This window comes from Nocardia arthritidis, from assembly GCF_011801145.1.
GTDB lineage: Bacteria > Actinomycetota > Actinomycetes > Mycobacteriales > Mycobacteriaceae > Nocardia > Nocardia arthritidis_A.
Window position 1 is genome coordinate 5,434,915 of sequence record NZ_CP046172.1, and the last position, 25,751, is coordinate 5,460,665.

The window sequence follows — 25,751 nt, forward strand, 5'->3', positions numbered from 1 at the left end:
CGCGGAAAGGTGACGCTCGGATGACACGGCTATCGGACGGCGCGCGCCGTTCACTCATCCTCCTCGTCGAGGCGCAATCCACCTCCTCTGGCCTGCACGTGCGCCTGCGCGAAGGCGACCGCGTGCTCGCCGACCGAAGAGTCGCCTACGATTCCACCGCCGAAGAGTACGCCGCATTCGTCGATGCCGACCGGTATTTCGAAAACCATCGGGTGCCCGGCGTGCCCGATCCCATTGCCGAGCCCGCCCGTAGACTCGGCGAGTGGGTATCGCGCGAATTGCTCGGTGACGCGGCGGATTTCATCGCCCTCGCGACGCCGTGCACGGTCGTGGTGACCGGCGCCGAGGCGCTGGTGTCCGGACCGTGGGAGCTCGCGCTCGTGTCGGAGCGCACGCTGGGGCAGCTCGGCGCGGTCTTTGTTCAATCGGTCGAAACGTCCGTTCCTCCACCGCCGGCCCGCACTGAACGCTCGGTGCTGCGCGTGCTGGCCGTATTCAGTCAACCGGACGGGCTGGACGCGCTCAACCTGCGCCGGGAGCGCCGCGAATTACAGCGCACCATAGGCGAATTGGCTCGGCTCGGCGCCAGGGTCGAGCTGTGCGTTCTGCAGTACGGCGCGACCCGGCGACGCCTCGCCGAGGTGGCCGCCGATCCAGACGGCTGGGACGTGGTGCAGCTGTCCGGGCATGGGGCGGCAGGGTCGTTCACTGTCGAGGCCGAGGACTCCGGGCGCGATCCGATCGAGGTGGACGACCTGATCGCACTGCTCGCCCCGGCTCGCCCCAGCCTGGTGGTGCTGAGCTCCTGCCGGTCGGCGGCGCGGATCGCCGAGGAGCGCATGGCGCTGCTCGGCCTGGCGGAAGTTTCGCATCGTCCCGATCGACATCCGAATTCCCAACTCGCTCAGTCGATTGCGATCAACCTGGGATGTGCGGTCCTGGCTATGCGGTTCGCGGTCCCCGACAGCTACGTCATCGGGTTGATCATGGCCTTCTATGCGGAGTTGCTACGCGAAGGACGTTCAGTGGCCGAAGCGCTCGAGATCGCGCGCGGCCGAGTCGGTGCGACCGCGACGGCGATCGAGTGGGCGACCTCGACCGTCATCGGTGAAGGCGCCGGACGGCTCACACTGAGCCGTCCGCGCCGCGCCGATGACGAAATCCCGCCTCCTCCTGAGCGGTTCGTCGGTCGCGTGGCCGTCATGACGAAGTGTGGCCGCACCTTGACCACGGCGGGCATGCCCAACACCGTTGTGCTGTCGGGAACGCCGGGCGTTGGCAAGACCACTGTGGCCGCCGAGCTGGTCGACCTGCACGGCGACCGCTTCGATCAGGTGGTCTGGTTCGCAATACCCGAGAACGCCGATCCCCAAGTGTTGTTCCTCGATCTCCTGGTGCGTCTGGAAACCGCACTGCCCGGCCTGCGTTTGCTCGACACCGTCGTCGAGGACACATTACCGGCGGACGCTCTCGCCGACCTCACGAAGGCACTGGCCTCGACTCGTACTCTGCTCGTGCTCGAGGCATTCGAAACGCTCACACCCGAAGGGGAATTCACGCATCTGGGCTGGCCCGGACTTATCACCGCGTTGACCGCGCACACGGGAGCGTCCCGTCTCCTGGCGACAACCAGGGTCACCCCCCGATGCCTGGCCCGATACGTCGAACCGATCGGACTGCTGACCGTTGACGAGACCGTCTTGCTGGTAGGCGAACTCGGGCGGCTCGACCGATTCGTCCGTGGCGAGGTGCCGGACGTATCGGCCGATGGCGCGAGAGCCCTTGCGGCACAAGCTATCAAGGCAAGCGGACGACACCCCAAACTACTCGAGCTCGCCGACGGGCAAGCGACAGACGCCGCCACGCTGCGTTCGTTCCTCGACGATGCCGACAAGCGCTCGGCGGCCGAGCACGATCCCCGGCGGCTGCTCGAAGCATGGACGATCGAGGCGGTGACCCGGCTCGGCTCGTCGGCCCGGCATCGTTTCGACATTCTGTGCGTACTGGACGACCGCGATCGCACACCGGATACGGTGAACGCCATCGACGCCGATCCCAGCGCGACAGACTCCGACGACGAGCTGAGATACGCGGCGCTGGCAGTGATCACCGGTCACCACTACGAAATACATCCCACCGTTGCGTCCTCCGGCCGAGACTTGCTCGAACCAGAAGCGCGGCAACGGATCACCGCGGCGATCGCCACATATTGGCGGCATGCCCTCGAACGGGCGGTCGCCGCGGAACGGACCAGCGGCTCGATCGAACCGGTCGCCCGATTCGCCCGTGCCGTCGCTACATACCTGGTCCGCAGCGGCGACGTGCCGATGGCGATCGATGCCCTCGACCTTATTCTCCGCCGGGAAAGGTCCCGGATCGGCCTTCGTGCGCTGCTGCCTCTGGCACACGAAATCGTCACCACCGCAACGGGAACCGACCAGCGACTGCGCGCCCGCAGGATGGTTGCCAACATCATGGCCCTGCTGGCGCACCGCGCGGCCGAACCGATCACCGCCCAGCTGCGCGAAGATGCTCTTGCACAAGGTGATTCAGGGATGGCGATGTCGTTGACCACCGATCTCATCGGCCGATATCGCGAGGCGAATCGCTACCCCGAAGCGCTCGCGCTCGCCGACGAGCAGATCGAACTCGGCGAGCGAACCGGCGCCGGTCCGTGGACGCGCCTGGTACACGACAACGAAAAGGTAAGCCTCCTAGTGGCAATGGGCAAAGCCGCCGAGGTCGCCGAGCAGATCGAGCACCTGCGCCGCACCATGGCCGAGTTGCCCGACGAGGCGGGCGAGAACGAAACCGTGCGGCCCTTCCGGGCCAAGGGCCTGGTCTTGGATACCGCCTACACCGCAGCCCTCGCCTTGCACGACTACGACACTTGCATAACCGTAGGCGAGGAGATGCTCGCACTCAAACGCGCCTACGACGCCGACGAGAACGAGATCGCCAGGGCGAAATACCGTTTGTGCTTCCCGCTGATGCGCCGCAACCGAACCGGTGAAGCGCTGTCGTACCTCACATGGTGCCGCACGGTATTCACTCGCGAGCGAGACTCGGCTGCGCTCGCTGCCACTCTCACCGCCCTCGCCGAGCTGGAAGACGAACGCGGATACACTGATACCGGCATCGCCCTCGCCAGATCGGCATTGCGTCATCAGTATGCGGCCCGCACCCTTGGTGGCATCAGCAACGGACATCTCAACCTCGGCTACCGCTTGGAATCCGCTGGAGACCGCCGCGCGGCCACCGCGCACCACCTCATCGCCACGCTGATCGCCACAGGTTCGTCCTACTGGCAGGCCGATAGCGCCGTCGACGCCCTCGCCCACGACCTCATCGAATTGGGCGACGACCATCCGACAACGGCGGCCGAACTCATGGAACTCGCCGAGCGCGACCTGCCTGGAATCGAAATCCCCACCGCGGTAACAGAATTGCACACGGGGATCGGATTCGAGCAGGCCGATGTCGTTGCGATCCTGGCCCGCGCGGGCCGAGCCGCCGATGCCCTGCGCGAGCCCGCGTTCACCTTCTGGGATCCGCTGCTGTCCGGACTCCTCGCCGATGACACCCTGGCCACAGAACAGGTCGCCGATTTCCTCGACGCCTTCGCCGAAATCCCCGAACGAGCCACCGTCGCAACGATATTGCGCGACCCTGTCGCCGCCGAGGAACCCGACGAAATCGACCGGGCGATCCTGCGGCGCGCGGATGCGGTGCGCAGCGGTGCGCTACGCCTGCCCGATGAGCTTTGGCGGCTCATGTCCGTCGCCGACGTGCTCGCCAACATCGTCGGCGCGACCCACGGCGACGAACTGCGCGACACGCTGGCCTCGGCCGAGCTCGACGAAATGGCCGAGGACGAGCCGGTTCTCGTCGCGATCCTGCACCGGATCCGCGCCGGGGAGCGCAACCGCCGCGTTCTCCTCGAAAACCTGGCTCCGGAGGAGCAACTCGCCGTCGAACACGTCTTGGCCCACGCCGCCCACTGAACGTATCGGATGTAGGCCGTCGCCGCGAGGTCACGAAACCGCTTCGTATCCGCGCGCGTAGGCCGAATTCGCGATTCGCTCATCGATAGCGATCAATTCCCACACAAGAGGCCGTGCAGTTTCATCCCTGGTTGATCAGCGGCGGCGGGCCAACGCGGTCCGCAACACCGAAACACCCCCGCGCACAACCAATCCCGCCGCCACCAGCGGCGCGGCCAGCAGCCACACCGACCGGCGGTGATAGTCGCAATAGAACCGCAAGGCCGAGCGGTGATGGTTGAACACCTTGCGAAAGGGCGCGTGCCGCGTGCTGCCGCCCTCGCGGTGGCGGATCTCCACTGCCGGATCCACTACCACCCGCCATCCGGCCCGATGGACATCCAGCGCGGCCTTCGTCTCCTCGAAATACATGAAGTACCGCTCGTCATATCCGCCGATGGCGTCGAAAGCGCTGCGGCGGAACAACATACAACACCCCGAGATCCAATCGACATCGCCGACCTCATCGACCGGCTTACCGAAATACGCTCGCGTCGCAGGATTACCCGGCCAGACCGAACCCAGCAGCGCGTGCACCACTCCCACACCGATCGACGGGAACCGCCGACCCGTTGGATACGGTGTGCCATCCAACCGACTGATACGCGGGCCGATCAACCCGATCCGATCATCACCCATCGCCGTCTCCACCAGCCGAGCGATCGAACCCGGAGCCAACTGGGTATCGGGATTGGCGATCAGCAACCACTCGGTATCGAGTTCGGCCGCGCCCTGATTGATTGCCCGCGTCAGACCAACGTTCCGCGCATTCCGAATAACCCTCGCACCGAACGCCTCCGCCATATCCGCGCTCGCATCGGTCGACGCGTTGTCGACGCACGCCACCTGCAGCGGTAGCGGCTCGACCGCGCTCGGCAGGGAATCCAGGAAGGGCGGAAGATCCTCGCTGCTCCCGTAGGTGACAAGAACCAGGCCGACCGTCTTTTCGTCGCGGCGAGACATGCGCGCGAACCTATCAGGTTCGCCTTCTCCACGCGGGAAGTACCGGCCGCGCAACCCAACGCCTCATCGGGCCACCTTCCGCTTGCCACCGCCCCTGCGGTACCTCGAGCCGCATGAGATCGATACCGGCGTTTCCGGCATAGGCTGGCAGCAAAAGCCCCAATGTCCCTGCTGGTGGCCAACATTGGGGCTTAGGGTCTCGAAATTCATGGCGGTTGGCGACTGATCGAGCTGGTCGTTTCCGGTTCGTCTCAGGTTGTGGCGGGCGGTGTTTGTCTCAGCTTGATGGCATTTCTTCGCCGGGCGCGAATCCCGCGATCAGAATGTGGCGATCGGGTTGACCGGGCTGCCGGACGTCCCGGCGAAGCGGACCGGCGCGACTGCGAGGTGGAAGTCCCATTGGCCGAGCTCGGCGGCTGTGGTCGCGCACGCCTCCAGGTCGCAGTTGTCGAGCAGCCACAGACCCATCGCGACGAGGCCCACGGTGTGAACCGGCATCAACACGTCTTCGTACCCCGACGGCAGCACGTCCTGCGGAGTGTCGGCGCCGATCAACGCGACCTCCCGCTCCTGCAGCCACGGCAGGCAGGACGCGTGCCAGCCGGCCTGCTTGAAACCGCTGCTCGCACCGGCCTCGTGCCGGACGCGGCCATAGCCGGTCCGCAGCAGTACCGCATCGCCGGATCGCACCCGCACCCCCTGGCGACGCTCGGCCTCCTCGAGATCGTCGGGATGGACCCCCTGCCCCGGTTCCAACCACGGCACCTCGCGGACCTTCGCAATGTCCAGCAGGACGCCACGGGTGATGATCCCGTTCGCCGCCGCCGTGACGGCAGCCCAGGCCGATCCCGTTGCGGCGTCGACCAGCGAGTGCGGCCGCCCGTTGTACATCGTGCCGTCCCAGAAGATATGGCACGGCGAGTCGATATGGGTGATGGTGTTGCCGTGGAACAGAATTCCGAGCCGCTCGTTCGAATAGCCCCAGTGCCGGTCGTTGCGGAATCCCAGCGGCATTTTCTCGGCTCCCGGCATATCGGCGGCGCACGGGCACGTCGTCGTCGACCGCTCCATCTCCTCCGGCACCGCAACCTCCCACGCGCACGACACGCTCCTGCCGTGGCGCACCGACCGCGCCGCCGCCAACCGGACGTCGTCGGTGATGTGGTTCAAAGTGCCGAGCTCATCGTCCTCGCCCCACCGCCCCCAGTTCGACAGCGTATCGAAGTACCCGTGCACGTCGTCCTGTGTGGGTATCGGTAGCCTTGCCGTCATCCCAGCACCAACTCCTCCGGTCACGCAGTTCGAGGCACCGCTGGCAGGGGATCCCCCAGGTTCACACACTGTCCTCGCAACACGATCTTGTGGATACGAGTCTAGCTGGGCGGCAAGAGCTTCGGCAGGGGTTCACCAGCCGAGCCCTTGCAGGGCCGGGTATTTGAGCGCGTGCGCGACTGCGGTGAGCTCCTCGACAGGGTGCCTGCTGAGATCTGTTCCCTTCGGGCCGATCTCGACGGCAAGGCCGGAATCTCGAAATCGTGGCGGATCCACCACGTCACCGCCACACATTCTGAGTGGGTGTGCGCAGATCAGCGATCCGGCCGGATATCAATTCGCCAAGACCGTGATCGGAGTCGGTGGCGGAAATCCCGACAATGTGTACGGCCCCACGAACGACCCGAGGTGGGCTGCCAACGATCCCTACGTGCATGCGGACAAGTTGCGCGGCGCAAACCTGTTCATCGCCAGCGGCAACGGCATACCCACCGAGCCGACCCAGCTCGCCCCCTCGAGCCGGCGCGCCGACCCACTGAGCAAGGCCATGGACGGTGTTGCTGGTTCAATCCACACGTTCGGCGATGAATATGACTTCGCATCCAGGATGGCCCGGTACGTCCCGGAAGTCCTGGAGGCGGAAACCATGGTCTGTGAGGTCGGATTCGATCTCCGGGCGCTCGCGGAAACGCAGCGTGTACTCCCATGCGACTGCGGCGCCATCTGCGGCGAAGGTGTACGTGTCTCGGAACGACACGAGCGGAAGGTTCACCGCGGTGACCTCCAGGCGGTCCTGCACACGTCCGATGCCGGGAACGTCGAGGGCCGCAGGGACGATGTCTGCTGCTCGGTCCACCCACACGCGACGGTCCAGGTGTCTGATGCCAGAGACGAGAAAACCGCCGGGGCGCAGCGCACGACGAATCCCGGTCAGGGCCGCGGCCCAGTCCTCGTCGGTCAGGAATACCTCCACGACGTTCGCGGTCAGCACCGCGAGGTCGGCACCTACTTCGGGTGCGTTCGCCGCGTCACCGTGCAGCCACGTGACTCCCGACGGTGCACCCTTCGCCTTTGCCACGGCAAGGAACGCCTCGGAGGGATCGATCGCCACCACTGTGCGACGTTCGCGCGCCAGCAGCTCGGCCAGAGTTCCGGTCCCACAACCGACATCGAGCACTACCCGTGCGTTCAACTCGTCGACAACGGCAGCATAGGCGAGCAGGTCGTCGCGCTGTCCTTCGAATGCGTCGTGGATGGACGCGATGCGTGGGTGGTCTACGATCGCATACGGCACAGCGTCGACGATAGCGTCGAAAGGTGTTCGCACCAACGATGATTCATCCACAGCCGGTCGACTCCGTGCCGCGGGCGGTGCTCGATGCGCTGCGGGCCGCCCACGCTCGCGGCGCCCGCATCACCTCGGTATGCATCGGCGCGTTCACGATGTAGTAGGGGTCGACACCTCGGCGCCGGAGCGCCCGATCCAGGTCGTCCCGATATCCGAGAACGATCAACATCGGATATTTCGCCATTGCAAATACCTCTGGCAGAGTTTTCCCGACTCACCGTTCCGGTGGCCGGCGTCATCGAATAGACAGCGACCCTGTCTATTGCCGCAACCCCCCGGTGCGGTCGATACATCCGTATCCAATCGCGGCGTTGCTTGCATACGGCAGCTTATTGCTATGTCCCGATAAAGGGGACCGTACGGCATGATGGAGCTAGGTCACATTTGCCCGATTGCGACTGTGCTGCAACGAGTTCCGTAACGTTGTCGATCGGCCCGATCGGATAGTGGTCAGATCGGCAAGTGCGGCAACATCTTTCGAATCAAACCACGCGCGTGCGAGGTAACCTGCCGTTCGCCGCCCGTGTCGCGCTGGGAGGCTGAAGCCGATGATCACCCTCGGTTACAACGGATTCGCCAGTGGTGCAAAGTGTTTCGGTGAACACTACGGTGCTGTCGGCGTCGCGCGGAATCTGCTGGCCGGCCACGATGCCTCGGCGGCGCTGGTGATCGACGGTGAACTGGTCGCCGCGGTCGAGGAGGAACGGCTGAGCCGGGTCACGACGACCTCGGACATTCCGAAGAATGCGATCGATTGGTGTCTGGAATTCGCCGGTATCGAATTCGATTGCGGCGTTTACCGCACTCGGAAATCGGTTGGTGTACTCCAGCCACGCAGAAAGCTCGTCCCATGACCTGAATCGACCTGCAACGCTGGCCTCACCTCACCTCTCGAGATATGTGCACCGCGGAGGGCGACCGATGGACGTTCAATACGACAGATATTGTTTGGCGGATCCGTTGTTCTATGACGACCCGGCACGGGCAGCGGGCGATGATTGCAGGTTTTCCGACGCTGACCGGATACTCCCGGAGGGGTGGCGACGAGCGTACTCGGACCCGTGGGTCAACCTGATGCCGGCCGACGTCATTCTGCCGGAGCAGGGGTGGAAGGTGCATGTGTCGGCCTGCGCCGATGAGGCGGAGGGGGTGCTGGCCCGAGTGATCGACTACTGCGTGGCCAACCGTCTCCCCATGAAATTCCTGCGAAGTCAGCTGATGTTGGCCGTACAGAATTCCAAGTACGCCGATCGGACCGGGAGTGGGAAATTCATCACCGTGTACCCGGAGACCGTCATCCAGTTGCGGAAGCTGCTGGACGAGCTGGGTCCCGTGTTGCGGGCACATCGGGCCCGTACATTCTCAGTGATCTGCGCTGGCAGGGCGGGCCGCTGTATCTTCGTTACGGCGCGTTTGCTCCCAAACCGACGCTGACGACCCCGGATGGACGGCAAGTCTCCGATCGGCGCGGCACGACATTTTCGGTGCCGGACTGGGCACCGGTGCCAGATTTCATTGCGGAGGCAATAGCCCGCCGGGCATCGGATAAGGACAGCTTTCCCTTCGATGTACATCGGGCGCTACATTTCTCCAACGGCGGCGGAATCTATCTGGCAGCCGATCAGCGCACCGGCCGGAAGGTCGTCTTGCGCGAGGCCAGACCACATGCGGGTATCGATCGGACGGGAAACGATGCGGTCCAGCGGCTGCACAACGAACGATTCGTGCTGGCGAAACTGAACGGACTCGATTTCGTTCCCGAGCTCTACGAACACATTCGAGTCTGGGAGCATCACTACCTGGTGGTGGAATACATTGAGGGGGAAACCCTGGAAAGGATGTTCGTCGACCGTTGCCCGCTGACTCATCCCGACCCCAGTGCAGATGAATTGGTCGATTACACCGAGTGGGTGCGCGATATCGTCGGGCAACTGGAAACGATGCTCGCCGAGGTTCACGAGCGCGGTATCGTCCTGGCCGACCTGCAGCCGACGAATATCATCGTCCGCCCGGACGGCCGCTGTGTCCTGGTGGACTTCGAGACCTCCTTCGAGATCGGATCGACAGCGGACCCCGGCCTTGCCACCCCCGGATTCTCCTGTCCCACCGCCCGGACCGGGACAGCCATCGACCATTATGCGTTGGCAGCCATCCGCATGTATCTGTTCGCGCCATTCAATCACTGGCTGCATTTGGCATCCGCGAAGGCGGAAGAGGCCGCAGACCTCATCGACACGTTCTATCCGGTGGAATCCGGATTCGGGGCGAAGATAGCGACGGCCCTGCATACCCACGCTGGTGGGACATTACCCGCGGGAGCGGCGGGCGGTGCGGAGTCTCGGTGGCCGCAGGCACCCGCGTCCGATACTGCCGTCTGGGACAACGTGCTGGACTCGATCGGCGACGGGATCCTCGCCGCAGCCACACCCGAGCGCATCGATCGGCTCTACCCCGGCGATATCGAACAATTCGGGTGGGGGCGAATCGGTCTCGGACTCGCCTACGGCGCCGCCGGCGTCATCTACGCGCTGCATGCCTGCGGCCGTCGGATCCCCGACGAACACCTCGAATGGCTCGTCGATAAGACCCGGAACGCGACCGATCTCGGTTTCGGCCTGTACGACGGTCTGGCCGGAATCGCCTGGTGCCTGCTGAAACTGCAGCGGGAGGAGGAAGCACGCGAATTTCTGGCACGTATTCCGGACCGTCCGTTCCAGTGCGATATGCAGCCGAATGATCGTGGTGTCCACAGTGGTGCCGCTGGAATAGCGCTAACTTTTCTGCAGTTCGGGGATCACCAGCGAGCCATCGAGATCGGAACCGAGCTGGCTGCCCCCTCAATGGACGACCCGCACCTCGTTCGTCGCCCTCCGGCGCTGCCGGGTTTGTTGAACGGCCCATCCGGACTCGCACACCTGTTTCATCGGTTGTTCGACTACACCGCCGATTCAGAATGGCTCGAAGCCGCCGAGCGGGCGCTGTGGCTGGATCTGGCCGGAATCCAGACGGACCACGGAATACCATTCCTGAGAAGCGACAAGGGCAACCGCATGCTGCCCTACCTCGCCGAGGGCACCATCGGTACCGCGTTGGTCGTGTCCGAGCACCTCCGATACCGTGCTGTGCCGCAGTTTTCCGATCTCCTCGCCGGTATGCGTCGCTTGTGCCGACCGCGTCTGACCATCGCGCCCGGACTCTTCGAGGGCCGAGGATCCATGATCATGTATCAGGCTCTCCGGCGGGAGCCGACCGACCAGCATCTGCTCGATCTGTCTTGGCACGCGATGAACTATCGCGGACACATCGCGTTTCCGGGGCGGATGCTGCTGCGTTTGTCTACCGATCTCGCCACCGGATCGGCAGGAATTCTCTGCGCCCTGCACAGCGCCGTCCATGCTCCGATCGAACTTCCAGGGATACCTTTCGACTTGCACGGCGAGTCGTGCGAGACAGCAACCAAACACTCGAAAGGAGGTGAGTAGTAATGGTCGAGATCCTTGAACTCCAAAATCTCGAGAAAGAGCCGGAACGGGCTTTCAAGAGCTTTGTCAGCTCCGTCTGGCATCAATAGCGTCACGCGGCTCCGGTCATCAAGACTGTTATTGCTGTCGCGTGGTTGGAGGCGTGCAACTCGTTGGTGCGGACAATCCGATTGTCCGCACCAACGCAAAACAGCCCTGAGCACGAGGGGTATGCGGTTTCGTGTAGATGCTGTACGAAGCCGCGCCGGGGGCACGTCATGTTGTCAATCTGCGCACTGAGCGTGTCGGCATCAGGTGCGCGAATGCCCATTGCGCAATCGCATCTGGTGCGGCCAGATCGACCGGGTTCAGTTCCAGCGCCTGCCAACGGCGTGAAGTGAGCGGTGCAGGGCTCTCGAGACGGGTCCGCCCTACGACTACCGCCTCGAAGACGGTGGGCCACATCCCAATCCGGGCAAAGCCGCTGACGGGAAGCGCTTACATCGTCTCGTACCCGCCCCCGTTACCGCACCGGTCGTACCGAATACCTTTCCGGCATAGGCGTGTTCGCGATCGCGCAACGACGCACCGCAGACGGGGTTCAGTGCCCGTCGGCCTATGATCGCCAGGGCAACCGGCATCGGTGCGGGGTGGCATGGTCGAAAAGTGCAGTGCGCGTGATCCTGACCAATCCGCGCTACACCGGTCACGAGGTGTGGAACAAGCAGCGCAAGCAGGAATCGCTCATCGATGTCGAAGATGTCGCGCTCGGGCACGACACCCCACCTGACCTGGAACCCCAAGAGCGCCTGGATCTTCTCCGACCAGCCCGCGCACGAGGCATTGATCAGCACCGCCGCGTTCGAGCAGATTCAATTGCGCCTGGCTTCACGCGGACCACGCTCGACCGAGCGGGAGATCACCCGCCGCAACCATCCCTACGCCTTCCGAGGACTGCTGTTCCACGAAAGCTGCCAGCGGCGCATACAGGGCACCTGGAACCACGACAAGGCACACTACCGGTGCCGCTATCCTTCCGAATACGCCCTGGCAAACCATCTCGATCACCCACCCTCGGTATATCTGCGCGAAGACCAGCTCAGCGGCCCGATCGACGCCTGGCTGGCCGAAGTGTTCCACCCTGACCACCTCGAATACAGCCTGACCCAGCTGGAGAACGCGCAGCCGATGAGCCACCGTTCGACCCTCGACGCGGCCCGGCGATCATCGACCGAACACGACCAGAAGCTTTCCCGCAATCGCGTGGAGGTTCAATGGCGTGAATTCCTTCGTGGCACAGAGAAATTCACGAGTTGTGGTGTCCGGAGAGACTCTCAGGCCAGAAGCCACACCACGCGCCACGAACCGGGACCCGCCCAACGCTCACCACAAGGAAAGGACTTAGGGCCGCACCAGTGCCACGTCCCGCTCCCTTGAAAGGGGAGTCCGGGGGGCGAAGCCCCGCCGGGCGGGGCGTGGGGGCTGCGCCCCCACAAAAAGGTACGAAACGAGAACCGGCCCACGCTCTGTGTGGGCATGAGCCGTCCATCGAGTGGAGTGTCCGGAGGGGGACTTGAACCCCCACGCCCTATAACGGGCACTAGCACCTCAAGCTAGCGCGTCTGCCATTCCGCCACCCGGACCGGTGTGCTCGGCAAGAGTAGCCGATGGGTGGCTAAAAGATGAAATCGGTTGGGTTCGGGGTGGTTCGGGGCACTGCTGCGTCGGATCGGTGGCGGCACAGGCGATTCGATGTCGGTTGCACTATCGGGCGGCTTACCTTGACAAGTCGAGGTAAGCGTTTGTATCGTTACCTTGAGTTATCAAGGTAAGGGGAGGGCTTTGGTGCACTCGTCTCCGGCGAACCGGGAGGGCCGGAGTCGCACGGGCCGGGTGCCCGACGCACCGGAGGGGAGAGCCGGGCCCCCGGTTCCGCGAAACGAGCCCGCGTTCCGTGTGGAACGCGGGCTCTGGGTTGGACCCGTCATCTGTTGCGCGGCAACCGAATCCGGATCATCAGGGGCCTACGGTGAGATTCTGTGTCGGGTCGGTGGTGTCGTTGAACGCGAGGGTTCCCGATACCGTTCCGGTCGGGGATTCCGTTGGGCACAGCGGGTCACCGGTGGTCTTGACGGGCACCTCGACATTGCTGATCGCGACCGTCGACGGGCTGCCGTTGGTGAAGGTGCCGGAGGCGGAGAACGGCCCGTCCGGCGCGACCACGGTTGTGCAATTGGTCAATCCCGTCACCTGGATCGTCATGCCAGCCTGCGGAATCACCAGGCTTCCGACGATGGGCGACCCGTTCTGCGCCGACACCGTCCAGGTGCCGCTGGTGGTTATGGCGATGTTCACGCCGGTCAGGTTGGATGTGCAGTCGGTGATGGAGATCGACTGGATCGGCACCGACACCGGACCGCTCGGGTTCGCGTTGCCCGGAGCCGCGGGCACGGCGCCGGTCCCGCTGACGGTATTGCAGCTACCGGTCACCGGACCCGAGCTGAAGGTCATCGGCCCTTGGTTGACGGCCGTGATGTTGTGTCCGGCCGGGGTGACCGTTGTCGAACCGGCGGCCGCCTGCGCCGGGCCTGCGCCCGCGCCGACGAGAACCGTTGTCGCCGCACAACTCACGGCGGCCAGCGTTATCCGGGCAAGCGAGGGGTTGCTGAGCATTTCACTCTCCTTGACAAACCGAAAAGGCGTATAGGATAAGCAATCGACACCGAATGTGATCGAGCTGTCGATTCGAAGACAGCAATCAACATACCGAGAAAACAACCGCCCGAATACGTCCGATCAACAGGGGAATTTTCCCCAGTCGAGCATCCGGTCGGCTACTCGAAATCCCTTGCCGCACTTGTGATGTCGGCACAAATCCCCCGGGCCTCATTATATGAGGGATCACAAGGATGGAATGCCGAACCGAGCACGGAACTCTCGACCACCGCGGCGGCTCGATGCGCCCTCGTTCAGCCGGAATCGAGCTTCAGCACGCGTACCGAGCACCCGAATACGACGACCGCGCCCCGGCGATGAGACCGAAATCGGCCTGCCCAAGATTGCGAAATTCCACTCGCCCGAGAACATTCACCATCGGCAAATTCGAGCGGTGCGGCTATTGGATAGAGCAGTAATTACGAACAGAATCTCCTCCACCGAGCCACCGACGCGACGGAATATCAGCCGACCAGGTTCTTGCGCAGCCGCAAGATGGTCAGCGGATCCAGCCCGAGGCCCTCGGTGAGATATTTCCCGAATCCACCGTACGTCTGCTCCAGCTGCTGCACCGCTACGACCAGATACTCGTCGCGAACCTCCTGCAGCGGAATCAGCAGATCCGGATTCTGCATCAGACCCGCCTGCCGCAGCTGGGCGCGCAGCGCGGCATCGGCGGCGGCCCGATACCGATTCGACAGCAGATAGTCTTCGCGCGCAATCGATTCCGGCACACCGACCGCCCGCAACACAACGTAGGTGAGCCAGCCTGTGCGATCCTTACCGGCGGTGCAGTGATAGAGCATTGCCGAATCGGTCGCGGCGAGCTCGGTGATCGTCTGCCCGAACTTCGCCCGCGCGTCGTCGGTGAAGAAGCTGCGGTACACCTCCCCCATGATCCGTTCCGCCCCACCGTCTCCCAGCACCCGCTGCTGCTCGACCGGATCCCGGGACTGAATCACCCGCGTCATCTGCTCGAACAGCCCGGTGTCGTCGATCGGGCGGGCAACCGAGGCCACCCCGGCGGGCAGCCTGTCGGCTCCCATCATCCGAACCTCGGCCGGAGTTCGCAGATCGATCACGGTCCCCAGGTTCAGCGAGCCGAGCCGTGCGACATCCGCGTCGGTCAGCCGTTGCAGGGCATCTGCGCGAATCACCTTGTCCGCCTTGACAGTCGCACCATCGTAGGTGCGATAGCCGCCGATGTCGCGAACATTGATCGCGCCTTGCAGATCAATCTTGCCGTCGGCCGATAGCGACGGCGATTCCGGTGCCGAAGGCGGCTCGCCGCTCGCCACACCCGCGGTGAATGTAACGGCAACGACGATGCCGACAAGCATGCTGCGAAAAATCCTCATAAAGGGACGGTAGGGCCGCCGAACACACCGAATCCGCCCATCCGACTGGGGAATCCGACAGTTACGCGGTATCGGTCGAACGAAGCCGGTTCCTCACCGCGCTCGGGCGGCACCATCGCTCTCGGAGCCACCACCGCTGAGCAGCGACCGAGTGAGTGTGCTTGTCGCGGAATTCATTTCGGCCAGCGCATCGGTGAGATTCGCGCCCACCACCACGGTTTCGGCACCGGGGCGGTCGGTGATGGCCCGCAGGGCGGCTCGGCGCAGCAGCTCCTTGATGAACGACGCTGTCTGCCCGGCGGTTTCGGCGACGATCGGCGTGAGATCGGCTTCGACGCGCAGATTTCGGCTGTACAGCTGCAGGAGCGCTGCCCGCCCCTCGGCATCCGGGCGCGGGATCTCGACGGCCAGGTCGACCCGGCCGGGTCGCTGCGCGAGCGCCTCCTCGAGTTCGGCGACGCGGTTGGTGGTGAGCAGGAAGGTCACGTCGGCATCGCCTCCGATGCCGTCCATGGCGTCGAGCAGGCTGAACAGCAAGGGATTTCCCATCGGCGCGTAGCTGCGGTCCTTGGCGATGAGATCGACGTCCTCCACAACGACGACGCTGGGTTGCAGCCGCCGGGCCAGATTGGCCGCACGGCCGATCAACCGCATGGCGGGCCCGGTCAAGACGATCACGGTGCTCTCGGACAAGCGCCCCATGAGATACCGCACCGTATGCGTCTTACCGGTGCCCGGCGCGCCGTGCAGCAGCAGTCCGCGCTTGAGATGCTGTCCGGCATCGAGCAATCGGGCGCCGTGCGTCGCGATTCCGACCGTGTGCCGTTCGATCAGATCCAGCACGCCGTCGGGCAGCACCACCTGATCGGCGGTCAGCCGGGGCCGGGGCAGAAAGGTGACGAGGTCGTTGCCGCGATTCTCGCTGACACCGAAAGCCAGTACCTGGCCCCGGAATACGTCGCGCTGCGCCATCAGCCGCTCGATCCGGTCGCGGGTCGCGACCGCGGTCGCCCGCTGCGCGGCGAGTATTTCCAGCATGCACTGCTGTGTGTTGCCGTAGCGCATATCGGGTCCGCGCATGCCGATCACCACCGGTGCGCCATCGGGGGCGGTGGTGGTGATCAACCCCAATTGCACCGCCTCGGTGACCTCGGCGGGGCCGATCGCGACGGTGGTGAAATCGACCGTGCCGAGCTCGAATTGGTCGTTCTTGCGGGCCATCGCCACCAGGCCCGCCAACTCCTCGTGCCCGCGGTGGGCGCCCGCGACACCGAACCAGTCCGGCGCCGTCGCGCGCTCGGCCAGGTAGGCGTCGACACCGCGCTGCAGATTCGCGTGCTCCCAGCTGTCCCAGTTCTGCCCGACGACGGTCACCTGCGGCATATCCGCCCCGAGATGATCGACAACCTTGGCCACCAAGGTATTTCGCCGACCGTCGCCCGCCACGGCGTTCGCCGTCGAGCGCATGATTCGTTGTAGATCTATCGCGAACGTATCGGCATCGAATGCTTCACTCCCCACGAACTGCCAGCATCCTCCGGGCCTTTCGGAAATGCAACGGGCTACCCCGACCTCTTCTTGCCGACCACGAACCGGCCCATGACCAGATAGTCGATCTCCGTCGCCAGGAAGCAGGCCAGCGCATCGTGCGGCGAGCACACGATGGGCTCGCCCGCCACGTTGAACGACGTGTTCAGCAGGCAGGGTACGTCTGTGTGAGCGGTGAAGGCGGACAAGAGCTTCGCCAGTTCCGGATGCTGCCGTTCGTCGACCGTCTGAATCCGCGCGGTGCCGTCGACGTGGCAGGCGCCGGGGATCCGCTCCAGATATTCGTCACGCACCGGGAAGACGAACGTCATATACGGCGACGACGTCTTCTTGCTCATCCGGAAGACCTGGGGCGCAACGGATTCGAGGACCACCGGAGCGAATGGCCGGAACGGCTCCCGATGTTTCACGCGCAGGTTGATGACGTCCTTGATATCCGGGAAGGCCGGGTTCGCGAGGATGCTGCGGTTGCCGAGTGCTCGCGGCCCGAATTCCGCGCGACCCTGGAACCAGCCGACGACGTTCTTCTCGGCCAGCAGCTCCACCGTCCGCGCGACGACGGACGCGAGATCGGCCTCCTCCTGCCATTCGACCTGGTCGGCGTGCTCGGTGAGCGCGGAGCGGATCTGTTCCGCATCGTAGGACGGCCCGAGGTAGGGCGTGACGACCGCGGTAGCGGGTCGGTTGCGTAGCCCGGCGGCGTAGACGGCCGCGCCGATGGCGACGCCCGGATCGCTGGCCCCGAAGCTGACCTCCATACCGGTGAACGACGATCGCTCCAGCATCTTGGTATTGGCAACGCAATTCAGCGCGAGACCGCCCTCGAACAGCAGGGTGTCCATCCCGGATGCCGCGGTCAGCGCCCGCACCTGATGCGCGGTGACGGCCTCGACCATGTCCTGGGCCATACCCGCGACCTTGACCCGGAAGTCGAACTCCTCGCGCTTTTCGCTGTCCCCGCCGAACAGCCGGTCGAACAGCGCGTAGTAGGTATCCGGATCGGCCGGGATGGATATCGTGTACGAGCCGTTATCGTGTAGCCGCACAACGTTTTCCAGCAACGGGTTATGCCGCGGCGGCGGGCCGTACGCGGCCAGCCCCATCACCTTGTACTCGTCGTTGTTGGGTACGAAGCCGAGGTAGCGGGTGATCCGGCCGTATGCGACGCCGAGCGAGCTGGTCATCTCGACGGTGCCCTCCTCGAAGATCCGGACCACACCGTCGCGCAGCTCGCCCATCACCGCCGACAGCGTCTCGGCTCGGCCGTCGCTGACCAGGAAGGCGGCGTCCCGGACGCCGGAAAGGTAAGCGCCGCACATGAGATGGGCCAGATGGTGTGGCACCAGGGCCAGCTTGTTGGGGTCGAGCTCGTGGCCGGTGCGCTCGACGAAGTCGCGGTGGATCGCCTCGCGGCTGAACATGCCGGTGTAGACCGCGCCGGCCCGGCGCAGCGCGTCGAACTTCGCGGTGACGGACATCCCGGAATCGCATATGTCGGAAATCATCCGCTCGGCGACGGTCGGCGAAAAGCGCCACGGAAACGCAACGACATCCACCTCCTCGAATTTGACACCGGCGAATTCCAGGCACCAGTCGATCGCATTCGCCGGAAAGTCCGAGGTCTTCTTGACCCGGCTCAGCCGCTCCTCCTCCACCGCCGCCACCAGCTCGCCGTCGACCACCAGCGCCGCGGCGGCGTCGTGACCGACCAGCAGATTCCTGGCGATGCCAACGGCCCCATAGTGCTCACCAAAAAGCCTTGCACCACTGGAGAATCCGTTGTAACCGAGAACTATCATGGACCTTCCGCCTCCCAGCGCGACACGGGCGGCGAACGGCAGGTTACTTCGCACGCGCGCGGGTTCAATTCGAAAGGTGTTGCCGCACTTGCCGATCTGACATCCGTCCAATCGGAACTATCAACACCGTTACGGAAATCGTTGCAGCACAGCCGCAATCGAGCAACTGTGACATAGCTCACATCCATGCCGTACGGTCCCCTTTGTCGGGACATGGCAATAAGCTGCCGTATGCAAGCATCGCTGCGATTCGATACGGATGTATCAACCGCACCGAGGGTTGCGGTAGTAGACAGGATCGCTGTCTATTCAATGGCGCCTGCCACCGGAACGGTGAGTCGGGAAAACTCTGCTAGAGGTATTTGCAGTGGCGAAATATCCGATGTTGATCGTTCTCGGATATCGGGACGACCTGGATCAGGCGCTCCGGCGCCGAGGCGTGGATCCCTACTACATCGTGAACGCGCCGGCAAGCCCACCGAATGGGCGGAACTCGATATCCGTCACCGATATCGAGGACGTCCAGGAATTGTCCCGTGCGGTGCTGGCCGCGGGTGTCGACAATGCCGATGGGGTGCTCACCGTCCACGAATTCGGCGTCTTCGGGGCGGCGTATCTGCGCCAGCAGCTGGACCTCCCTGGACACCGGGATCCGCAGAAAACACTCTATTTTCGGGACAAATACCTGCAAAAGAACGCGCTGCCGCCCGAGGTGCGGCGGGCACGCGTCAGATACGTGTCGGCGCAAACCTCGTACGCCGATATCGCCGATGAACTAGGCGACGTTTTCGTGATCAAACCAGCGAACGGGGCGGGGTCGCTGCGCACCAGCATCGTTCACTCCCCCGACGAATACGCTGCGGCCGTCGAACCGCTCCCGACCAGGTCGGATGTGGCGATCGTCGCCGAATCCCACATCGACGCACCGGAGATCCACATAGACGGTATCTGGTGCGGTGGTGCCCTGTATTGGTCGTCGCTCGCCCGATACAACACCTCACCGCTCAGCGCCGTGCAGGGCCGGGTCATCGCCGTGAATATTCTCGACGAACGCAAACATACGGAACTGTACCGGCAGGCGCGAACGCTCGCCGAACAGGTGCTCGGCGGCCTCGGCGCACCCGATTGCGTATTCCACCTGGAGATATTCGTCGAGGAATCGGGGCTGACATTCGGTGAATGCGCCATCCGCCTTCCGGGCGGGATGACACCGCGCATCAACGAACTCACCTTCGGCGTCGACCTGTTCGACGCCGAAATCGACCTCGCCCTCGGTATGCGACCCGGCCCCATACCCACCACCGCGCCGAACCTATTCCATGGATACGCGTTCCTGCGCCGCCGCGATGACAAGAATTTGACCCGGCAGGACTTCGAACGCAGATTCATACTCGATGAGGTCGAGTACTCGCCGGAGACGCCGCCCGGTCCATACGGAAAAGTGGGGCACGCGATCATCTCCGACCAGGACGAGCTCAAACTACAGCGCAGGCTGGAGGATATCGTGCGGTTCAACGAGGCCGAATAATCCGGCTCGGCGCTGCTCATCCATAGTTCCTTTCAGAGGTTCCGTTTTCCATGCTCAAAAATTCTCAGTTATCGACGCTCCCGGAGTTATTGGCGAGCGCGGCCCGCGACGCATCCCGTGGCATCACTTTCATCGGTGGCTCCTTTCTCTCCTACGCCGAATTACAGGGCTCGGCCCGCCGGATATCCGATGGACTGCGCCGCGGCGGCACGGCCGCGGGCGACAAGGCGCTGATCGTCGCGCCGGATCCCGAAAGCCTCTTCCGCGCGTTCTGGGGGTGCGTGCTGAGCGGGGTGGTGCCGTGCCCGATCGCGGCGGCGGAATCATCGCGCCTGCAAGCGCAGCTCGAGCAGTTGCGCGTGCTCCTCGACGATCCGTTGGTGATCGCGTCCAAGCGCGGTTACGGCGCACTGCCGGATATCGGAATGCGGACCGTGCTGGTGGAGGAGCTCGACAACACCGAGCCGCAATCCGGGCAGCGCCATACGCCCTCCCCCGGCGATCTCGCCCTGCTGATGCTCACCTCCGGATCCACCGGATCGAGTAAGGCGGTACGCCTCACCCACGCCAATCTCCTTGCGGCACAGGCGGGTAAGGCGCACGCCCTGGACCTCGGACCGGCCGACACCCAGCTGAACTGGATCGCCACCGACCATATCGCCGCCTTCGAGGCGCATCTGCTGCCCATGTTCAACGGCGCCGATCAGATCATGACGACGCCGGAAACGGTACTCCCCGACCCGCCGGAGTTCCTGCGGCTGCTGTCCGCCCACCGGGTCCGGGTGGCGTTCACACCGAACTTCCTGTTCGGGCTGCTGAATCAGCACATCGCGGCATTGGGCGAAATCGACCTGTCCGGAGTGCGGTACATCATCTCCGGCGGTGAGGCCACCGTCACCGCGACCGTGCGGACCTTCGTCGAGGCGCTGTCCGGCCACGGCCTGCGCGCGGACGCGATCGTGCCCGCCTTCGGGATGACGGAGACGTGCGCGGGCAGCGTCTTCAACCGCGATTTCGCCACCGACGACCGCGAGACGGAATTCCCGCCGCTCGGTAATCCGGTGCGGGGCTTGCGGATTCGCATCGTCGCCGACGACGGCACGGTGCTGTCCGAGACCAGGCCCGCTGGCGAAGCCGGCGCCGGATCTGACCTCGACACGGGGCCCGGCGAGGTCCAGCTGTGCGGCCCGATGGTCACCGACGGCTATTACGGCGACGCGGCGGCCACCGCGGCGGCATTCACCGACGACGGATGGTTACGCACCGGCGATCTCGGATATCTGGACGCCGACGGCCGGTTGACGCTCGTCGGGCGCAGCAAGGATTCCATCATCGTCAACGGCGTCAACTACTACAGCCACGATCTCGAAGCTGTGCTGGATGAACTGGACGAGGTGCGGAGGGGATCCGTCGCGGCCTTCCCTATCCGCCCGGCCGGCGCCGATTCCGAGCAGCTCGCCATCGCCTTCGTGCCGACCGCCGATCCGGCCGACGATACGGCCCTCTACCAGGCGATCGTCGCGATACGGAGCTCGACGGTGATGCACTGGGGGTTCCGCCCGCAGCTGATTCTCCCGGTCGCGGCGGGCGATATCCCCCGCGGCAACCTCGGCAAGATTCAGCGGTCCCGGCTGCGCGCGGCGGTGGCGGCGGGGACCCTGGACGCGGCGGCGCACCGGACCGATGCGGTGCTCACCCGGTTCCTCGGCACTCCGGTGCCGCCCGCGGGCGCCGTCGAAATCGCGCTGGCCGAGGCGTACGCCAGGGTGCTCGGCGCCACCGCGGTATCCGCGACCGCCAGCTTCTTCGACCTCGGTGGCACCTCGCTGGAACTGCTGCGGCTGAAGCTGGAGATCCAGGCCGAGCTCGGCGTCGAGGAGGTGCCGATGGCCACGCTGCTGCAGTTTCCGACCGTGCGTGCGTTGGCCGAGCGCCTGACCGGACAGACCGACGTCACCGGCGACGCCGCCTACGATCCGCTGGTACCGCTACAGACCACCGGCGACGAAACGCCGCTGTTCTGTGTCCATCCCGGCCTCGGTGAGGTGCTGATCTTCGTCAACCTCGCGAAGTATTTCACCGGCGAGCGGCCGTTCTACGCCCTGCGGGCGCGCGGATTCGGAACGGGCGAAACCCATTTCGGATCGTTCGACGAAATGGTAACCACTTATGTCGCGGCGATCCGCCGGACGCAACCTCACGGACCGTATGCGGTCGCGGGTTACTCCTACGGCGGTGCCGTCGCGTTCGAGATCGCCAAACGACTGGAGGCCGACGGCGAAACCGTCGATTTCGTCGGCATTTTCAACCTGCCGCCGCATATCTCCGGCCGGATGCACGAGATCGGGTTCACCGACGGCGCGATCAACCTGGCGCTGTTCCTGGAGCTGATCGACCCCGCCGATATCGAAAGGCTCACCGCCACACTGCATCCCCTGCCCGAGGCCGATCAGCTGGCCTACTTGATCGACCACGCGCCGCCGCGCCGACTGACCGAACTCGACTTGACCGTCGAACGATTCACCGCGTGGGTGCAGTTGGCCCAGAGCATGGTGCGGCTCGGCCGCGACTACGAACCGTCGGGTTCGGTCGCGCGGGTCCAGGTCTTCTATTGCACCCCACTGCGCGGCACCCGGCAGGAATGGCTGGACGGACAGCTCAGCCGCTGGGCGGATTTCACCCGAACCCAGCCCACCTTCATCGAGGTCGACGGCGAGCACTACACCCTGATGAGCCCACAACACGTACAGACCTTCCAGGCCACGCTGCGGCGCGAACTGGCCAGCGCCGAGGCATACCGGACGACCCCGACGGAGGACGAATGACACTGCGCGGCAAGCGAATTCTGGTCACCGGCGGCACCGGACAGGTCGCGCGGCCCGTCGTCGAGGCGCTGGCGGCCGACAACGAGGTGTGCTGCCTGGGCCGGTTCGGCGATCCCGCCGCCCGCGCGGAGCTGGCGGAATTGGGTGTCGAAACCGTCGTCTGGGATATGGCGACCGACGATCTCGCCGGTGTGCCAAGGGATTTCACCCACGTGCTGCACTCCGCGGTCTGGCGCGGCAATGGCCGGGACTTCGAGGAGACCGCGCGCGTCAACGCCGCGGGCACCGCGCGATTGATGACGCACTGCGCGACGGCGGAAGCGTTCCTGTATGTCTCGTCCGGTGTGGTGTACAACCGCGCCGACCCGGCGCATCGGTACCGGGTCGGCGATCCGCTCGGCGGACAGGCGCCGTGGCTGCCGACCTATCCGGTCGCGAAGCTCACCGCGGAAGGCGTGGTGCGCGGCCTGGCCGAGGCGCTCGCGCTGCCGACGGTGATCGCCCGGCTCAATATCGTCTACGGCCCGTACGGAAATGGCGGCGTGCCGGTGATCCTGTTCGACCAGATGCGCAAGGGCCAGTCCTGCGCGGTGCCGCTCGAAGGACAGAACTACTGCAATCTGCTGCACACCGATGACGTCGTTCGTCAGGTGCCGCTGCTGTGGGCGGCGGCCCAGTCGCCCGCGCTGGTGGTGAACTGGGGCGGTGACGAGGAGGTCGGCTGGACCGACCTGCTCACCTACATGTCCACGCTCACCGGCGTACCGCTGCGGCTGGAACGCAGCGAATTCAGCCGGGAGACAGCGCTTTTCGACCCTGAGGAGCGTCGCGCCCTGATCGGCGACTGCACCGTCGACTGGCCCCGCGGTATCGCGGGCACGCTCGCGGGCCTGTTCGCGGAGTACCGCGACCACATCGCCGAATACATCCGCGACCACGAACCCGAGCCGGTCGCTCGGACACCGCGATAGGAGCCGCCATGCGAACGTCCACCGCCATCGACGCGCTGCGGGACGTGCTGTGCGCCGCGCTCGGATCCACCGAACCGGTATGCGCGGCAACCGAAGCCGGGTTGACCGGTCCCGACCGCCCGACCCTGATCGGCGGCGGGGCGCTGTACGGCCCGACCAGCCCTGCCCCCACCCCCGGCGTCATCGACGATTTGCTGCGCCGCGCCGAAGAACTGCGGGCGCCACAGATTCTCGTGCCGCATGTGCGCCGCACCGACGACCTCGCTCCGCTGCGAGCGGGCGGGTTCGTGCCATTCGACGCGGGCGTCGAATGCGTACTGCGACTGAGCGATTCGATTGACGAGACACTGCGGGCCCGCGTCGGCGCCGACCGGCTCGCCGAACTGCGCCGCCTGCATCGCGACCTCGCCGAGCACACCACCTGGGAGCGGATCCGCCTGCGCGAGCTCGCGGCGACACCGTGGGCGTGGGACGCATGCGTCAAACTCCCACCGCGCAACGGGAATTTCTCGTACAACGCTCGAGCCCTCGATGCCCTGGCGCGCGGCCCGCTGGCGGAGCGAGTCGAGGTGCTGGTGCGCCGTCGCGACGGCGCGGTCGTTCAGGTCGGGCTGATCGCGGCGTCGCAAAACGGCCGGGGCACATACCATCTCGCCCACGCGGTCGACGATTCCGCGATGGATCGCGAAACCCTCTACGCCGCAACCGTATACGAATTGTGCCTGGACGCATGGCAATCCGGCCTCGACTGGATACATCTGGGCCGAGTCGACGCCGAGGACGCCCGGAGTCTGGGCGCGGACCTGTTCATCCCGCTCGACAACTGGCTGCGCGCACCCGGACTCGCGCCGGTGGCTCAGGCGGATCCGGCGCTGTCGGATTTCGCCGCGCCGCCCGTCGCCGAGGTGGCGGCGGCGCCGGGACCGGTGCGCTTTCGCCTGCGCCCGAAGTTCGATCTCATCGATATGTCCGGTAATACCAATCCGTTCCTGGGTCGCGAGGCCCGGTATCCGGATCTCGACACGACCGAACTCGCGCGAATCTATCTGGCGGCGATCGCGGCCCTGCCCGGCGGCGACCGCCTCGGCGCGTTGACGCCGGATCACCTGCTGTTCACCAGCGGAGCCGTCGACGGCCTCGCCTTACTGCTCTCCGCGCTCACCTCCCCCGGCGAATCCGTCTGCGTCACGCCGCCGACCTTCGAGCTCTACGCGCATTTCGCCCGGGTGCAGCGGCTGCCGGTCGTCGAGGTGCCGCTGTGCGGCGCGGCCATGTCCGAACTCGACAACGAGCGAATACTGGCGGCCGGACCGCGGGTGACCGTGTTGTGCGATCCGAACAATCCCGTTGGCACCAGGCTGGATCGCGCGCAGGTTCGGGAACTGATCGCGTCGAGTCGCGGACTGGTGGTGATCGATGAGGCGTATGTCGAATTCAGCCGGGAGCCCTCGTATGCCGCATTGATCGACCGACACGAGAATCTGGTTGTGCTGCGGACGCTTTCGAAGGCGTGGGGGCTGGCCAGCGCACGCTGTGGGATCGTGCTGGCCCGGCCGGGCGTCATCGAGGCGCTGCGGCGCGTTCAGGTGCCCTTCGGATTCACCGATGCGTCACAGCGCGCCGTGCGGGAGCGGCTGAGCAATGCGCATTTGGCGCTGGATACCGTCCCGCGCATCCTCGCCGAGCGGGATCGGCTGGCCGCCAGGCTGTCTGGGCACCCGGCCGTGCGCGAGGTGTTTCCCTCGGACGCCAACTTCCTATTCGTCCGCCTACACGAGCACGAGCGCGCGATGGCGCGGCTGCGCGGGGCCGGGATCATGGTGGCCGACACCGGTCGGCTCGTTCCGGACACCTGCCGCATCTCCGTCGGCAGCCCGGAAGCGAACGATCTTCTGCTCCAAGTACTTTGAGCGTTGGAAC

18 protein-coding genes, 1 tRNA gene and 1 pseudogene are annotated in these 25,751 nt (G+C 65.1%); 11 read left to right on the top strand and 9 right to left on the bottom strand.

The annotated features are described in order from the left end of the window. Window positions 1-20: 20 nt before the first annotated feature. Window positions 21-4,004: a CHAT domain-containing protein gene (locus tag F5544_RS24375; RefSeq protein ID WP_167475342.1), complete on the top strand. Its 3,984-nt coding sequence runs from the start codon at window positions 21-23 to the stop codon at window positions 4,002-4,004. A 135-nt stretch (window positions 4,005-4,139) separates the two neighbouring features. On the opposite strand, the gene F5544_RS24380 is transcribed toward F5544_RS24375, so the two are convergent. The 4 genes from F5544_RS24380 to F5544_RS24395 form a co-directional block, all read right to left on the bottom strand. After that, window positions 4,140-5,006 carry a glycosyltransferase family 2 protein gene (locus tag F5544_RS24380; RefSeq protein WP_167475343.1) on the bottom strand — a complete coding sequence of 289 codons (867 nt, stop codon included), beginning with the start codon at window positions 5,004-5,006 and terminating at the stop codon, window positions 4,140-4,142. A gap of 318 nt (window positions 5,007-5,324) precedes the next feature. Further along, complete coding sequence (locus F5544_RS24385) at window positions 5,325-6,278, bottom strand: cyclase family protein (protein WP_174867397.1); 954 nt, start codon at window positions 6,276-6,278, stop codon at window positions 5,325-5,327. A 132-nt stretch (window positions 6,279-6,410) separates the two neighbouring features. After that, the gene (locus F5544_RS24390; RefSeq protein ID WP_167475344.1) at window positions 6,411-6,554 is read right to left on the bottom strand and encodes a hypothetical protein; all 144 of its coding nucleotides are present in this window, start codon (window positions 6,552-6,554) and stop codon (window positions 6,411-6,413) included. Between the two features lie 289 nt (window positions 6,555-6,843). Further along, a complete protein-coding gene (locus F5544_RS24395; protein ID WP_167475345.1) occupies window positions 6,844-7,572 on the bottom strand; it encodes a class I SAM-dependent methyltransferase in 729 nt (242 codons plus the stop codon). Window positions 7,573-7,595: 23 nt separating this feature from the next. Between F5544_RS24395 and F5544_RS47115 the strand changes: the two genes are divergently transcribed. From F5544_RS47115 to F5544_RS24415, 6 genes and pseudogenes are all read left to right on the top strand, one after another. Beyond that, a complete protein-coding gene (locus F5544_RS47115) occupies window positions 7,596-7,727 on the top strand; it encodes a hypothetical protein (RefSeq protein WP_275106965.1) in 132 nt (43 codons plus the stop codon). A 447-nt stretch (window positions 7,728-8,174) separates the two neighbouring features. Next, window positions 8,175-8,480 (top strand): carbamoyltransferase N-terminal domain-containing protein, encoded by a 306-nt coding sequence (locus F5544_RS24400; RefSeq protein WP_167475346.1) that lies wholly within the window; start codon window positions 8,175-8,177, stop codon window positions 8,478-8,480. A gap of 67 nt (window positions 8,481-8,547) precedes the next feature. Further along, entirely contained in the window at window positions 8,548-9,060 is a 513-nt protein-coding gene (locus tag F5544_RS46515) for a hypothetical protein (RefSeq protein WP_167475347.1), read from the top strand. Continuing rightward, window positions 8,985-11,108: a class III lanthionine synthetase LanKC gene (lanKC, locus tag F5544_RS24410; protein ID WP_238847484.1), complete on the top strand. Its 2,124-nt coding sequence runs from the start codon at window positions 8,985-8,987 to the stop codon at window positions 11,106-11,108. Before F5544_RS46515 ends, lanKC begins: the two co-directional genes overlap by 76 nt. A 542-nt stretch (window positions 11,109-11,650) precedes the next feature. Next, window positions 11,651-11,815, top strand: a pseudogene (locus F5544_RS47595) (recombinase family protein); the annotation flags it as partial. 22 nt (window positions 11,816-11,837) lie between these two features. Next, window positions 11,838-12,524 (top strand): hypothetical protein, encoded by a 687-nt coding sequence (locus F5544_RS24415; RefSeq protein ID WP_238846629.1) that lies wholly within the window; start codon window positions 11,838-11,840, stop codon window positions 12,522-12,524. Window positions 12,525-12,645: 121 nt separating this feature from the next. Here F5544_RS24415 and F5544_RS24420 read toward each other — a convergent pair. The 5 genes from F5544_RS24420 to F5544_RS24440 all read right to left on the bottom strand — a co-directional run bounded on the left by F5544_RS24420 (window position 12,646) and on the right by F5544_RS24440 (window position 18,507). Further along, window positions 12,646-12,730 (bottom strand) — tRNA-Leu (locus tag F5544_RS24420). 373 nt (window positions 12,731-13,103) lie between these two features. Next, a complete protein-coding gene (locus F5544_RS24425) occupies window positions 13,104-13,760 on the bottom strand; it encodes a hypothetical protein (protein ID WP_167475349.1) in 657 nt (218 codons plus the stop codon). 506 nt (window positions 13,761-14,266) lie between these two features. Continuing rightward, window positions 14,267-15,160, bottom strand: coding sequence for a tyrosine-protein phosphatase (locus F5544_RS24430; RefSeq protein WP_238846630.1), 894 nt, complete (start codon window positions 15,158-15,160; stop codon window positions 14,267-14,269). 93 nt (window positions 15,161-15,253) lie between these two features. After that, the gene (locus F5544_RS24435) at window positions 15,254-16,681 is read right to left on the bottom strand and encodes an AAA family ATPase (protein ID WP_203217334.1); all 1,428 of its coding nucleotides are present in this window, start codon (window positions 16,679-16,681) and stop codon (window positions 15,254-15,256) included. 41 nt (window positions 16,682-16,722) lie between these two features. Next, complete coding sequence (locus F5544_RS24440) at window positions 16,723-18,507, bottom strand: carbamoyltransferase family protein (RefSeq protein ID WP_167475350.1); 1,785 nt, start codon at window positions 18,505-18,507, stop codon at window positions 16,723-16,725. A 367-nt stretch (window positions 18,508-18,874) separates the two neighbouring features. Here F5544_RS24440 and F5544_RS24445 point away from each other — a divergent pair, with 367 nt between their 5' ends. From F5544_RS24445 to F5544_RS24460, 4 genes are read left to right on the top strand one after another with little or no spacing between them, the layout of a single operon-like run. Continuing rightward, a complete protein-coding gene (locus F5544_RS24445; protein ID WP_203217335.1) occupies window positions 18,875-20,035 on the top strand; it encodes an ATP-grasp domain-containing protein in 1,161 nt (386 codons plus the stop codon). A 50-nt stretch (window positions 20,036-20,085) separates the two neighbouring features. Next, complete coding sequence (locus F5544_RS24450) at window positions 20,086-22,860, top strand: non-ribosomal peptide synthetase (RefSeq protein WP_167475351.1); 2,775 nt, start codon at window positions 20,086-20,088, stop codon at window positions 22,858-22,860. Continuing rightward, window positions 22,857-23,831, top strand: a complete 975-nt coding sequence (locus tag F5544_RS24455) for an NAD-dependent epimerase/dehydratase family protein (protein ID WP_203217336.1) — start codon at window positions 22,857-22,859, stop codon at window positions 23,829-23,831. The genes F5544_RS24450 and F5544_RS24455 overlap by 4 nt, the downstream gene beginning before the upstream one ends. Before the next feature lie 8 nt (window positions 23,832-23,839). Next, a complete protein-coding gene (locus tag F5544_RS24460; protein WP_167475352.1) occupies window positions 23,840-25,741 on the top strand; it encodes a pyridoxal phosphate-dependent aminotransferase in 1,902 nt (633 codons plus the stop codon). The last annotated feature ends 10 nt before the right edge of the window (window positions 25,742-25,751 follow it).